Annotated in this window: 13 protein-coding genes; 2 read left to right on the top strand and 11 right to left on the bottom strand. The window is 39.1% G+C overall.

The window, feature by feature from the left end:
• Positions 1 to 24 precede the first annotated feature (24 nt).
• Positions 25 to 708, top strand: a complete 684-nt coding sequence (locus U1E44_RS03440; protein ID WP_322929647.1) for a cell division ATP-binding protein FtsE — start codon at positions 25 to 27, stop codon at positions 706 to 708.
• A gap of 87 nt (positions 709 to 795) precedes the next feature.
• Here U1E44_RS03440 and U1E44_RS03445 read toward each other — a convergent pair whose 3' ends face one another.
• From U1E44_RS03445 to U1E44_RS03495, 11 genes are all read right to left on the bottom strand, one after another.
• On the bottom strand, positions 796 to 1,815 hold the full coding sequence (locus tag U1E44_RS03445) for a hypothetical protein (RefSeq protein ID WP_322929648.1): 1,020 nt from the start codon (positions 1,813 to 1,815) through the stop codon (positions 796 to 798).
• Between the two features lie 10 nt (positions 1,816 to 1,825).
• The gene (locus tag U1E44_RS03450) at positions 1,826 to 2,779 is read right to left on the bottom strand and encodes a DUF6175 family protein (protein ID WP_322929649.1); all 954 of its coding nucleotides are present in this window, start codon (positions 2,777 to 2,779) and stop codon (positions 1,826 to 1,828) included.
• Positions 2,776 to 3,237, bottom strand: coding sequence for a hypothetical protein (locus U1E44_RS03455; protein ID WP_322929650.1), 462 nt, complete (start codon positions 3,235 to 3,237; stop codon positions 2,776 to 2,778). The genes U1E44_RS03450 and U1E44_RS03455 overlap by 4 nt, the downstream gene beginning before the upstream one ends.
• A gap of 1 nt (position 3,238) precedes the next feature.
• Positions 3,239 to 4,105: a CsgG/HfaB family protein gene (locus U1E44_RS03460; protein WP_322929651.1), complete on the bottom strand. Its 867-nt coding sequence runs from the start codon at positions 4,103 to 4,105 to the stop codon at positions 3,239 to 3,241.
• A gap of 67 nt (positions 4,106 to 4,172) precedes the next feature.
• Positions 4,173 to 5,108 carry a WG repeat-containing protein gene (locus tag U1E44_RS03465; protein ID WP_322929652.1) on the bottom strand — a complete coding sequence of 312 codons (936 nt, stop codon included), beginning with the start codon at positions 5,106 to 5,108 and terminating at the stop codon, positions 4,173 to 4,175.
• A complete protein-coding gene (locus U1E44_RS03470; RefSeq protein WP_322929653.1) occupies positions 5,089 to 6,078 on the bottom strand; it encodes a hypothetical protein in 990 nt (329 codons plus the stop codon). Before U1E44_RS03470 ends, U1E44_RS03465 begins: the two co-directional genes overlap by 20 nt.
• The gene (locus tag U1E44_RS03475; protein WP_322929654.1) at positions 6,075 to 7,835 is read right to left on the bottom strand and encodes an ABC transporter ATP-binding protein/permease; all 1,761 of its coding nucleotides are present in this window, start codon (positions 7,833 to 7,835) and stop codon (positions 6,075 to 6,077) included. Before U1E44_RS03475 ends, U1E44_RS03470 begins: the two co-directional genes overlap by 4 nt.
• 4 nt (positions 7,836 to 7,839) lie before the next feature.
• On the bottom strand, positions 7,840 to 8,655 hold the full coding sequence (locus U1E44_RS03480) for a M48 family metallopeptidase (protein WP_322929655.1): 816 nt from the start codon (positions 8,653 to 8,655) through the stop codon (positions 7,840 to 7,842).
• 330 nt (positions 8,656 to 8,985) lie between these two features.
• The gene (locus U1E44_RS03485; RefSeq protein WP_322929656.1) at positions 8,986 to 9,654 is read right to left on the bottom strand and encodes a response regulator; all 669 of its coding nucleotides are present in this window, start codon (positions 9,652 to 9,654) and stop codon (positions 8,986 to 8,988) included.
• Between the two features lie 10 nt (positions 9,655 to 9,664).
• Complete coding sequence (locus tag U1E44_RS03490; RefSeq protein ID WP_322929657.1) at positions 9,665 to 11,539, bottom strand: ATP-binding protein; 1,875 nt, start codon at positions 11,537 to 11,539, stop codon at positions 9,665 to 9,667.
• Between the two features lie 121 nt (positions 11,540 to 11,660).
• Entirely contained in the window at positions 11,661 to 11,810 is a 150-nt protein-coding gene (locus tag U1E44_RS03495; RefSeq protein ID WP_322929658.1) for a hypothetical protein, read from the bottom strand.
• A gap of 190 nt (positions 11,811 to 12,000) precedes the next feature.
• On the opposite strand from U1E44_RS03495, the gene U1E44_RS03500 reads away from it, so the two are divergent.
• Positions 12,001 to 12,864, top strand: coding sequence for a hypothetical protein (locus tag U1E44_RS03500; RefSeq protein ID WP_322929659.1), 864 nt, complete (start codon positions 12,001 to 12,003; stop codon positions 12,862 to 12,864).
• Positions 12,865 to 12,866: the final 2 nt, after the last annotated feature.

A 12,866-nucleotide genomic window follows, 5' to 3' on the forward strand; every position in this document is an offset into this window, starting at 1 on the left:
ACTTTTATATCAACAACAAAAATCATGAACGAAAGCATTTTGCAATTAAAGGATGTCGCCGTTTTCCAAACGGATAATATGGTACTTAACGAGGTAACGCTCGAGATTAAAAAAGGCGAATTTGTGTACCTTATTGGGCGCACCGGCAGCGGCAAGAGTAGCTTAATGAAGTTGCTCTACGGGGATCTTCCCCTGCGAGAAGGATCGGGAAAAGTGGTGGACTTTAACCTGAAAACACTTCAAGAAAAAGATATTCCGTTTTTACGGCGTAAATTGGGCATTGTATTTCAGGATTTTAATCTTTTACCCGATAGAAACGTAAACAACAACCTCCTTTTTGTATTAAAGGCTACCGGCTGGAAAGATCACAACAAAATGGCCACTAAAATTGAAGAAGTGCTAAACAAGGTAGGTATGAGCACCAAAGGCTTTAAATTTCCGCATGAACTTTCCGGTGGCGAGCAACAACGCATTGCCATTGCTCGGGCTTTGCTAAACGATCCGGAACTGATTTTGGCCGATGAGCCCACCGGAAATCTGGATCCACAGACCAGTGTGGAAGTGATGAAGGTGCTGCAGGAAATAAACAAAACCGGGCGCACCATTCTTATGGCCACCCACGATTATGCCCTTATTTTAAAATACCCGTCCAAAACCTTGAAGTGCGACGGCAGCAAGGTTTTTGAAGTAATACAGAAAGCGGTGTAACCAAGTGGATTTTGATTGTTGTAGTAAACTTCTCAGTGTGTTGTGCTTTACCTTAAAGAATAAACGTGAGGCAACGAGTTAACTAAATCAACCCTCTTCCATAGCTCTCTCAATTTCCATTTGATGTCGTGATCGTTTAAACTCTGTTTGGGCTATCGATTTCATTTTCGTTCTTTTTTGAGCTGTCGATGTTTCCTTCGTTTCTACTACCTCTGCCTTTTGTGTATCTTCTATTTCTTCCGTTTTGTCATTCTCGGTAGAAGCAGAAATTTCACTCTGGGAGCTTTCGTTCTCTCCGGCATCTTCATTGTTTTTAGTCTTGGCTACTATTTTGGCCTTTAACTGTTGGGCTGATGTATGGCAGTTGGACTCGGTCTCTATTGAAGCCAATATTTCCAGGGCGGTTTCATTATTGTTCTTGGATATTTCGGCCTTTGCCATCACCAGATTTTTTTCGCAGGTTTTGTTAAGATATCCCTTGTATGCTTCATCCAGTTTTCTTTGGATCTTTTCATAGCAATCGCCGCCAACTTCCTTGGGTACCGGATATAAAAGAGCAATGGCTTCGCTATATCTTTTTTGGCTGATCATCGTATCTGCCTCGCTGTACAACCTGTCGCAATTGGAACGATAGTAGTCCAAAATCTTGGTTTTTGCGCTTTGCAAAAAGTTTTCTATGGCATCTCCTTTCGTTTTTATTTGGGATATGCTTTGATCGATTGCTTCGTTCTTGGAATACCCATCGCCGGTGATTTCCTGACTGTATACACTATAGACCTTTCCGGTTTTTACTTCTTTAACGATCAGGCTCAGTTCTACCTCTATCAAATGAACGTTTCGAAGACCTTCCACCACTTTATGGTCATATATTTCGTACTTGGGGTACATAATGAATTTTTCGGTATACCCTTCTCCCGAAATACCGTAATTGCTTACCATTCTGAGCATTCTGGAATGAAGCTTGGAAGTTTGGCCACTTGTAAGGCCATTCATTTGTACCGGAACAACTACGGAGATGTTTAGATCGTCTTCATTTTCATTTTGGGCTTGGAGACCAAAAACTCCTGTTACGAGAAGTAGTGTGAATAGGCATATTTTATTTGTCATGATTACGTATTTATTGGATTGTGATGTAAATGGTGCCGCGGCTATTATCAAACTTAACAGGGACATTTATTTTGTCGAAAAATCGATCCAGCTCGCGTTCCACTTTCCGAGCCGTCATGTTGGAACAGTTCTTGGGGTCGCGCACCGGATAGCGATAGTCTTCTACCATCAATTTGGTTTCGGTAACAAAAGTGACCACATAATAATTGTTCAGTGCTGTATCTTCTAGCCAGTCCTCAATGACGTACTTTAACTTTTCTCCCTGTTTTGGCACATCATCATCCATGGTGATCCCTGCGTTTTCTGCTAGGCTAAACTCCATTTTTACCGACTTGCCCTTTTCTCTCATTTCGCTCCATTTACCGTTCATAGTTGCCATAAAAACATCTATGAGCTTTGGCTCTTTGGCATTCCTATTCACATAAATTGAATTTGTGGGTTTATTATCACTTTCGGTTTCCTTACGCATGGTTGCGGTAAGCAACATGATCTTGTCCGTTGCCCGGTTTAGGTTTCCGACCATGCTAACACTGGCCATAGACTGGCCATTATCGGTTATATTGGCTTCCAATATAATTGTTGCGTTATTCCCATTTGGAGAAAAATTAAAAATGGGGTCTATTTCCACGATAATGTCAGAAGGAATATTCCTAAATAGTCTGTTCTTGAATTCGGTCTGATTGTCCTTTGTGACAGCCTCATCTCTCATCGTGGCTTTTAGCGTTGTTTCGAAGTCCAAGGTGGTATACCCGCGTTCATCAAAGGCCTGCTTCATTTTTGAAATGGCTACTCTAACTTCGGGTTGGTCATCCATTATGGTGCGTAAATCCTCGCCTTCATTAGTCCTAGGCAAAACCATAACGCTAGGTTGAACAGTTAAGACATCACAATCTTTCTGCCCAAACGATTTTTGAAAGCAACACAGTACAAATGCACTTGCGAATACTACATATTTTAATTTCATAGTCCGAATTTTCTAATTACTTTTTTATCCTCGAGATCTTTTCTCAATGCCCTAAGATTTATGGTAAGGGTTACATTGGCCTGCCGGGAACCCCCTTTTACTTTTTCGACACTTTCGTTGGAGCGTATAATAAAAGATTCCATTCTGTTTTCATAAAAATCGGTTAGGTATTCTTTATGGGTTTTATACGCTGCTTGTTCGTCTATGCCAATTAATGGGTCATTAAAGGGGGAACTTGCCACCCCACGAAAGAAAATATTCTGGAACGAAAGTTTTTTCGCATTGTATATTGCCTCTACTTCATTGTTGCCAAAATCCATGCTGCGCAACGTTACTGTGTTTCTAGCTTCACTACTTAGGTAAATTACCCTTGCCGAGGCTACTTGTGCATTTTTGTTGGTGCCTTTGCAGGATGCTAAGACCATTGCCAAAATAAAAATTCTTACTAGCTGCTTCATTTTACTTGGGTTTACAGATTAGTGTGGCTTGGTTGTTATATTTTTCCAAAAGCTCCTTACCCCCTTTGGTTACCGATGCGGTGGACAATTCGGCACCTTCCACGGCATCAATTTTTACATCTGCGATCCATTTTTCCCTAATGGTTTCCCTATCGCCAATGCTCACCGAGGAAATTTCGTAAACGCTGATGGCATTGTTCTTTTTGGCTCCATGGGCCTCCCCTACATTGATCAATATTTTTTTTGCCTCTCCCCCTTTTTCCTCCTCAATGGACAGAATGGCAATGGCTTTGGCCACAAAACGGTTTAGGAATTTCTCCATGCTTTTGGCCAAGGAATTCAAAGCACTTCTAAAAGCTTCCTGCTCGGTTAAGCCCCCAGAAATATTAGGGTTTAGCATTCCAACTTTAAAAATCTGGGTTTCCAAGGTTTGTGACGTTTCGGTATCAAGAATGTCCAGTGAAAAACTAAAAACAGCACGCAACACTTCTTGGTCAGCGATTTTTGATTTTTGAAGTAGCCCTATTGCCTTCTTATACTCTACACTGATCAATTTTCCGGCAATGATGTTTTCTGCTCCGGCAATGAGTCCCTGCTCTACCACTTTTGCGTTAATGGATGTAATATCCTTTTGAATTTCTTGTTCCGTACGAACGATACCCAGACTTTCTCTGTCCAAAACCTCAAAGTTTCGCGAGTTTACCAAAATTTCTTTTACTTTTTGGAAAATATACTCGGCCTCCATAAAGCCATTTTCAACGCTTGGAGCTTTTATAGATTGCAAGCCTATGGTGGGCTGTTGCCCACATAAAGCCCCTGTAACACAAAGTGCACATAAAAAAATAGATACTCGATTTCTCATTTTCATGGTTTCAATTTTAGTATTCTGTATTGATTAAAAGATTATATTTCTAAGTTTCATCTATTTCAGGCTATTATTCGATATCGTAAAAGGCATCGACATAATCATAGCCGAACTTTATGATTATCTCTTGTTTTTTGTTTATAAATCCTTGCTGCCCACCTACTTTTACCGGGGCAAGACCATTTAAAAAAACAAATGCGTCTTCGTATTGTGGTGCAATTACTTCCTCTCCTTTTCTATTGATAAATCCCCATCTTCCCTCCATTTTAACAGGTGCCAAATCTTCTGAAAAACCCCAAGTATGTTCGTATTTTGGTTCTATAATCACTTTTCCGTTTTTTGCTATGAATCCCCATTTTCCGTCTATGTTTACCGGTGCCAAACCTTCCGCAAAAGGCAAAGCGTAATCAAAACTAGGTGGAACAACCATAACATTCTGTTTGTTTATAAACCCTTCTTTGCCATTGATGCCCACCGGAGCCAATTTTTCAGAAAACAAATACGCACTGGAATATGTAAAGGGAACAACAACTTCGCCCGTTTTGTTTATATAGCCCCATTTACCATCCTTTTTTACAGGAGCCAATTCCTCTGAAAAAGAAATTGCCTCATCGTATTCGGCTGCAATGACCGTGTTGGCGTAGTGGTCTATAAATCCCCATTTGCCATATATTTTAATTGCGGCAAGGCTATCTGAAAATGGTAATGCATCTTCATAGAACATGGGTATCTTTATATTGTCATTCTTATCTATAAAACCCCATTTGCCATTATTTTGCACGAGTGCCAGACCTTCGGCCATTTTCCATGCCATCTCATATTTAAAGGGAATCACCGCTTTACCCTCCTTGTCTATAAATCCCCATTTCTGGCCCTCGCGTGCCAAGGCCAGTGCTTGGACACTATTGGCCATGGCAGAATAGAAATAACCACCTACAAGAATTAATAAAACCACAAACAATATAAGAATGGGGATTCTCCTTTTTTTACTTCTTTTGGTCTTCATTATACAAGTATAAATTGGTCTGTAGTTCCACCCACGGGAAACTTTTGTTGGCTTGTGATCTACTTATAAAACATAAATTAGTTGTGTTGCTAACAGCATCTAGGTTCCCAAAAGGGTTGCCCTCAATTTCAAACTCTTTACTGAAAGGGATTTGAAAATCGTAATTTTCTATACGCACTACCACAAAGCCGGAACCTATAAATTTATTTGCATCCTTCGTAAAGAAAGAACTTCCAAAATTTTGAAGAACATTCAAATTATCGGACTCCATATCTAATGGCACCTTAATTTTCTGGAAGCTTGGTGCATGGATCAATGAATCTAAAACACCTTCCAAAAAAACCTTATCGGATTGTTTTGACTTTAATGAAATCTCTATTTTTTCAATTTTAAAATCAAAAGATTGCGAATTGTAGAAGTGTACATTAAGACGGAAATAGGATCGTAATGGATTGAGATTTGCAAATGGATTTAGCTTTTCAATTTCAATTTCATTAAGCACCAAATCGCTACTTAGTACGTTGTCTGTTATAAAGCTTTTTGCATCATAAGGAACGCTTACTTCGAAGGATTTTCGTATTTTTTTTAATGGGTGTACAGCAAATGCTTTACCTGTAAAATAAAAGTTTACCTTATCCTGCGCCAATATCTGCTTGTGCTTTTTATGCAACTGCGACAGACTTAGGTTACCGGTGATGGCAAGTGCAACGGTGTCCTTGACTTTTATGAACTGCGGATTAATTAAACTTCCGCTACCCATTTTCGCATCATCATAATTAACATCAAAAAGCAGTTCCCGTAACTCATAATTGTAATTTGTTGGATTATATACATTGGCATCAACGGTAAAATAAAATATAGAATCCTTTAACCCCTTAAAAGCCATATTGTCATTGGAAATGAAGACGGGTTCGGCCACCGTACATGAGCCTAAAAAAAGGGTTATTGCGACAACATTAAGAATTTTCATATACTGTCTTTTTTATTAAGTGAAATAAAAATTAACAGGTACATGATTATGCTCAATACCAATATGGCCAAAATATTGGCATGTATCGTGTTAAAGGTATTGCCGATTAATACACCATCGTTTATTAAATCGGTATCGTATAGCCCAAGTTGGTCCAATGCGCTTGCTGCTTCGCATTTACAATCATTTTTATGGTAACCATCCGGATTAAACTCAGGAACAAGTACACTTTCTTGCTCCAAGGAATTATTTTTAAAATAACCGTCCTGTAGTCTTGAAAATCCTTCCGTACCCCAACGCCCAAGAGTAAAAAAACTCAAAACTTCTATGAAGCGTGTATCCAATTTTGTCATTACCCCAGCCAACATAATTTGTGGCATTAGAGTTATGGGCACTACAGTCATCACTTTTTCCGTAGTGTTGAAATACGATGACAAGAACAAGCCTATTAGGGTGGCCGAACATGAAACCAAAAAAAGATAACCAACGCTTTCCCAAAAAGGTCTTAAATAAGTTTCCGGAAATTCCTGGATTGCATTAATTTTAAAATTTAGATAGATGATGGACACAAAGACTATGACTTGTACCATTGCTATCAACGCAAGTATCAACAATTTAGACACAATGTAGGTGTTGATATTAAGATTGAACATGCGCTCCCTTTTGTAAATGGGCAACTCACTGACAATTTCCTTGGCCGAGTTACTTACCCCGAACCAAATGGCGGAAATAGAAGTTAAAAAAATTACCCCAATGCGAAACTCACTGAAAACGAGACTTACCAAGCCTCCAATAATAATAGGTTGTAATAGCAATAATAGTAGGTTACTATAATCGTTCAATTTTATTTTTAAATACCGAGCCGCCAACCAGTAGAGCTGTCGGAAACTTGAATCTGGTTTACTTTTGTTAAATTTTGCATTTGTTTTCAAAGAAAGAACATCTTGTTTTGGTGCGATATACTGTTTTTTAACACCCTCCAAATCACTCATTCTACTGTAAACTTCTATAATACTATCTACTTTAAAATAGGTTGTTATTTTTGTTGGTGGCCCTTTATAGACCAAGTGACCATTTACGCCCAAGAAAACGACCTCATCCACATAATTGAGATCTTCTGGTTTATGGGTTACCATGATTATGGACGTTCCCTCTTCGGTTAAAGCCCTTAAACTCTTAAGAAAACTGTCTATGGTTTCTGGGTCTAAAGGAGAAGTAGGTTCGTCTAAAAATAGAATAGTGGGTTCAGTCAGTAACTCAACCGCAATTGAGATTCTTTTTCGTTGCCCGCCAGATAATTCCTTTACTTTTTTTTGTTTGATGTCCTTTTGCCCTTTTGGATTGCCTTGGTCATGTTGATCCAATTTTAAGCTTTTAAGAACCTTATTGATACGGACATCGATTTCTTCTTGAGATGTACCGTCCGGTAGCCGAAGTTTTGCAGCATAAAAAAGGGTCTTATACACGCTCAATTCTCTATGAATGATGTCTTCTTGAGGCACGTAACCTATGCTTTTTTTTACCAGATCATAATGGTCTATCAAAGAAAGTCCATTAATAAATACCTCGCCCGAAGTGGCAGGATTGTCACCGTTCAGACATTTAAGTAAGGTAGATTTACCACAACCCGAAGGTCCCATTAAGGCCACAAAACTCTTGCTTTCAATATCTAACGATAAAGGGTGTAGCCCTATTTTATCATTGGGGTATATTTTGGTGATGCCCTTGGCTTGTATGGCTAATTTGTGCGGTTCCATAGGGCTACCGAGCAAGATGGTTTTCCAAGCATTCCCTTCTATCACGTGAAAAGGGATGTGTTGAAGTTAATTTTTGAAATAAAGACCTCTTCTCACTTTTTTCTAATTTTTTAAAAAAATCGGCGAACTTGCTAGTGTCATAACCGCCTTTCCGAGCAATTTCCAATCCGTATTTGTCCGCTTCATACTCATCAATTTGATCAAAAGGGGCAGATATCTTGTGGTTTATGTCTATGGCTACTTTAGAGAAGGCATCTGCTCCGACTACATTCATCGCCTTAGATGTTGCCATTACTTTCTTTATTTTCCTTTCCACATGAAGCTTTTCATTATGTCCTATTTCATGACCTAGAATAAAGGCGAGCTCATCCATAGAATCTACATAGGAAAGTAGGCCGGTAGTAAGATATACATATCCCCCCAACATAGTAAAGGCATTTACTTCGTCAGACTCAAGGACGTATAATTTTAATTGAATCGGATTGTTTGATTGCTTTTCAAGATTCTCAAAAGTTTCAAAAACCGCCTTTTTATTTGGGAATTCCGTAGCCAGTTTATATTTCTTAAGCACCAATTCATTATTTTTTTTACCTATTTCCTTTTTCTGTCTTTGAGAAACCGTGAACATATTGTCTAAGGATTTATTCTCTAATTGTTTAAAATAGAAAGAAGGACCGTCCAGCACATGCCCGCAATTGACCCCTACCGCCTTATATATCGATTGTGATTGATCCACATCGCCCTGCATTTGCGCATAGGAAAGAAGGATACCACCGACGAGAAAAAATAACATTTTTACATGTACTATGTACTTGTTCATATTTGCCTTGTTGGATTTTAAAAACGAACGCACTTTCTGCAAATCGGTATTATTTTAAAAATTTTCTAAAGACCCGATTGCCCCATTGCTTACCGAACAAACATAACGCCCAATAGGGACAAACCCTTACGGAAAACCGTAAAGAGGTAATTATAAAATGATATTTCGACCAAGGGCTGATAAATTGGTTAAACAACGTGGACATGTTGTTTTTTTCAAGAAACCGGAACCCTTCTAACCGGTTTACTTATATAAGTTTTGCGCAAGAGAAATCGGAGAGATTTGCTTGAATAAAGAATAACAAACATTGGGTTTGTTGCAAATATTTAACTAAATAAGTCCTATATCCTTTGCGTTAGCTACCAAGTGGATGGCATTATTCGCTTTTAGCTCTATCTTAAGCCGGTTCAAGCGTTTCTCTATAGCGCTAATGCTGCTGGGCACCACCTCATTTTTTGTAAAATAGTGCGAAATTTCGGCTTGGGTTAACCCCTTAGATAATTGCTTTAAAAGTTCGATGTCGTAGTCTTCAATTTCAAAAACTTCCTTTTTGTGCATAATGCTCAATAACTCAGGGGACATATAGGTTTTGCCTAAACTGAGTTCCAGAATGGCCTGAGTAAGATTCTTCAAACCTGCCCTTCCTTTTATGACGTAGCCGTCTACCGCATGGTCGTTAAAAAAAGTCCTTATTTTTGTGGGTCTATCTTCTACCGAATATAGGATTGTTTTTACCCCTGGTTGGTGCGCCTTAAGACTATTGAGCAACCCATAGCCATCACTTATGGTACTTTCCCTGTGGTCCTTTTTAAAAGATAGGTCGCTAATGACCAAATCAAAAGGAGCGTTGTCTTTTAGGGCTTTTAAAAATTTTAGGTAAGCGTCATCGCAATAGGGCGATTGTACGACATTTTCAATTTTGATATCCTTTGTAAGCATTTGGCCTATGCCAAACCCGATGACATCAATATCTTCTACAACCAGTACTTTTTTAAACATTAGGTTTGGATTATACCGGTAAAAGCAACGTTATTCTAGTTCCTTTCTCCTGTTTGGAATCAAAAATAAGCGTTCCTCCAATGCTGCGAATACGGTTTTCCGCATTCTGTAATCCTATTCCCATTTTTTTATCCTTGCCTATACCTATTCCATTATCTATGTAACGCATTCTTAATTTTCCATTTTTCCGTTCAAAAGAAATGGAAACTAAAGTAGCTCCGCTATGCTTTTTCATGTTCACCAAAAGCTCGGTCAATACTCTATACATAGTAACCTTCTGATGGGCTTTTATTTTTTCCCATACCGATTCTTCCAGACCTTTTACTGCAATGGTAGTACCGGGAGATTGGTATTGCGCTAAAAGCCTTTTCAATTCCAGCGAGAACTGTTCCGTGCGCACATCACCAGTTTCATGCGAAATATCCCTTGTTTTACCATAAATATCCTCCAAGGTATCTATAATTATTTTTGTGTCTAGGGTTGGCGCATGCTGCACATGGGTCATAACGCCATATACCTCATTGGCCAACTCATCATGAAGCCGTTGGCTTATGCGCTTCTCGGTTAGGTACACCTCTTGTAATTTTTCCTTGGAATGCTTTTGCTTTATATATAGGAAAAGCGCAATACCGATAATGAGCAGTAGGCTGCCCATGGCCAAAAAAATGATTTTCTGGTTCTTATATTCGGCAATTTTGGTCTCTCCCCATGCCGTTTCAGCTTGAAGTTGCAGAATTTGGGATTTTTCCAACAGGTTTTGATATCTAAAAAAAGCAAACTGATTCTTCACCTTGAGCTCGTTAGCGGCAAGGCTATCGCTGAGGAAAATATAACGATTTTTATGACTTACACTGTTTGGTTGCAATGCCATTAGAAATTTTAACGCTTCTTTTTCAGAATTAGGTGTATTGAGCCTTTTTGACAGGTTTATAATAGAATCCGCATATTTAGAGGCTTCTGATCCGTTCGTTTTGGAATGATATTGCAGCAGGCTGGTGTAGCTCGATAACATGCCCCATTGATCGTTCTGATCTTTGCGGATCGCCAGAGCCGCTTGAAAATCATGGAGCACATCCTTGCCCTGTAATTTCCATTCTGCCACTGCCAAATTATGCCTTAAACGCGCATTCTCTACAATACTAAAATCAGGAGGAAGATTTTTTAGTACGTCCTGTAGTATGCCTATGGCAATTTCATGGTTGTTGTTTTCCGTATGCAAAACGGCCAAATTGTTTTTGTACAAAATCTTATTTATCTGTGCCGGCTCCGAAGCTATGGCATCTTCAAAGCAATTTTTTGCTTTGTTGAAGTCCTTTAAAGCGGAGTAGTTATTGCCTAGTTCGTTCAGGGCGATGGCTACATAAGCGGAATCGTTATAACGGTCCAAATATTCCAAGGCTTCTGTTATGGATTCTTTGGAGCCGTAATAATCCGCTTGCCGGTACTGTAATTTTCCCATCTCTATGAGTTTCCTGCCTACCTGAGTGCTGTCTTTGAGCAGTTTAAATGAATTTTTGGCACTATTGTAATAATAAAATGCACTATCAAACTGTTCTTTTTCCCTATAATCATAGGCTAAATAGGATTCTCCTTTTGCTCGATAGTTTAGTATCTGGGCTTTGGTTGCCAAATCCTTTAACAACAAATCATATTTTAAAACAGAGTCTTTATTGCCCTTTTCTTCGTGAAACTTCGATTTTTTAAGGACACTTTCCAGTAGACCCGTATCTATTGTTTTTGACCTATGCATAGCGGAAATACCATCTATGGATGGATCTCCCCCTTTCTTTTGTAACTTTCGCGTTGGGTCTTGCGAACTGTTGGAATTACACGAGCTTAAAACAACAATACCCAGCAGTATTGCATACAATTGTTTGCTGTTCATTTTCTTTTTTTAAGAACATTTCCTAGGAAAACAACTTTCGGTTTTAGAGCCTAAATATAACATAACTTATCTAGTTATGAATGTAAATGGGGCCGTCCATAAATGGACGACCCACAATTCTTTAATCTTTTTTGTCCTTCGGGCTCGTATTGGTTCCGTCGGTTGCCAGGGTCGTAACAAGACTGTCTTGTTCTTCAACACTCTCAACCTCACAGGAAGCTAGGATCAAAAGAGCCAAAAGTCCAACCAAACCTAATAATCTCTTGTTCATGACATGGAGTTTAAAAGGGTTCAAAAAAAATCGGTGGTGTTCGGGTCGCCCCCACCGCTCTGGGCAACCCTTCTAATAGCTAGTTCAATTATATTGCTCAAATATCCAACTGTTGAATTGTGTACTGAAGTGCAGTACCGTAGGTTCCATCAGTTCCGTTTTTTTAACAATAATTTTGTACATTTCGCCTATGAGCACACTAGAAGATGATTATATAAAGGCCGTCATGGAGGCCTTCTTTAAAGGGCGGGGCGGCGACGATCTTTTCCCGTTTCTGGCACATCCCAGCCCTGATAACCTTAAGCGTGCCACATTACTGCTTTTGGAACAGAAAAGATTGTCCGATGCCGATATAAGCAGGATCAACAATTTTCTGGACTATGGCAAGCAGGATGTGGCGTACACCCCCAGAAACCATGAAAGCTTGGTAAAGGGTATCAGGGATTACGACAAGTTTAAAAGGGTAACTCAGTTCATTAGCAGGTATAAGGCAGGCACTACAACCAACACAAGTATTACGAACGTGGAGTTTATTGCTTGTATCATTGATTTTAAGCCGAGACCTTTTCAGCAATATCGCAATCTTGTTTCACAGTCGGGCACATTCGCCGATTCCAAACCAAATTGGGCTTATGGTTTGTACGGAAGAGAAAAGGGTAGTACACCAAAAGCCATAGCAGACCTAGAGCAAAAAAAAGAAGAACTTGAGAGCCTATTGGCAGATTTTGATTTGGAAAAATTTGAGAACATGTTGAACGTGCTGGCAAAACAACAGTTAAAACTGCTGTTAGAGGAGTGGAAAAACAACGAATTGAAACCTTTTTTTGAAAATCTGATCGAAGAACGTTTGCTAAAATTGAATATGAAAATCCAGAAGTCGAGAAAAACGTATCGACGCTTTGGTTTTTTTGGCCTCTTGCTGCTCTCCGGGGATAAAGAAGTGCTTTTTGAAGAAGACCTGTTGCTGGCACTTAAAGAGTATCAATTAAGTTATATGGATCATGGGGATGTCCGTGACTTGTTTTTGGAAAAAATATCCGACCTTGGAAATTGATT

The sequence above is a fragment of the Aurantibrevibacter litoralis genome, from assembly GCF_034651555.1.
GTDB classification, from domain to species: domain Bacteria; phylum Bacteroidota; class Bacteroidia; order Flavobacteriales; family Flavobacteriaceae; genus Aurantibrevibacter; species Aurantibrevibacter litoralis.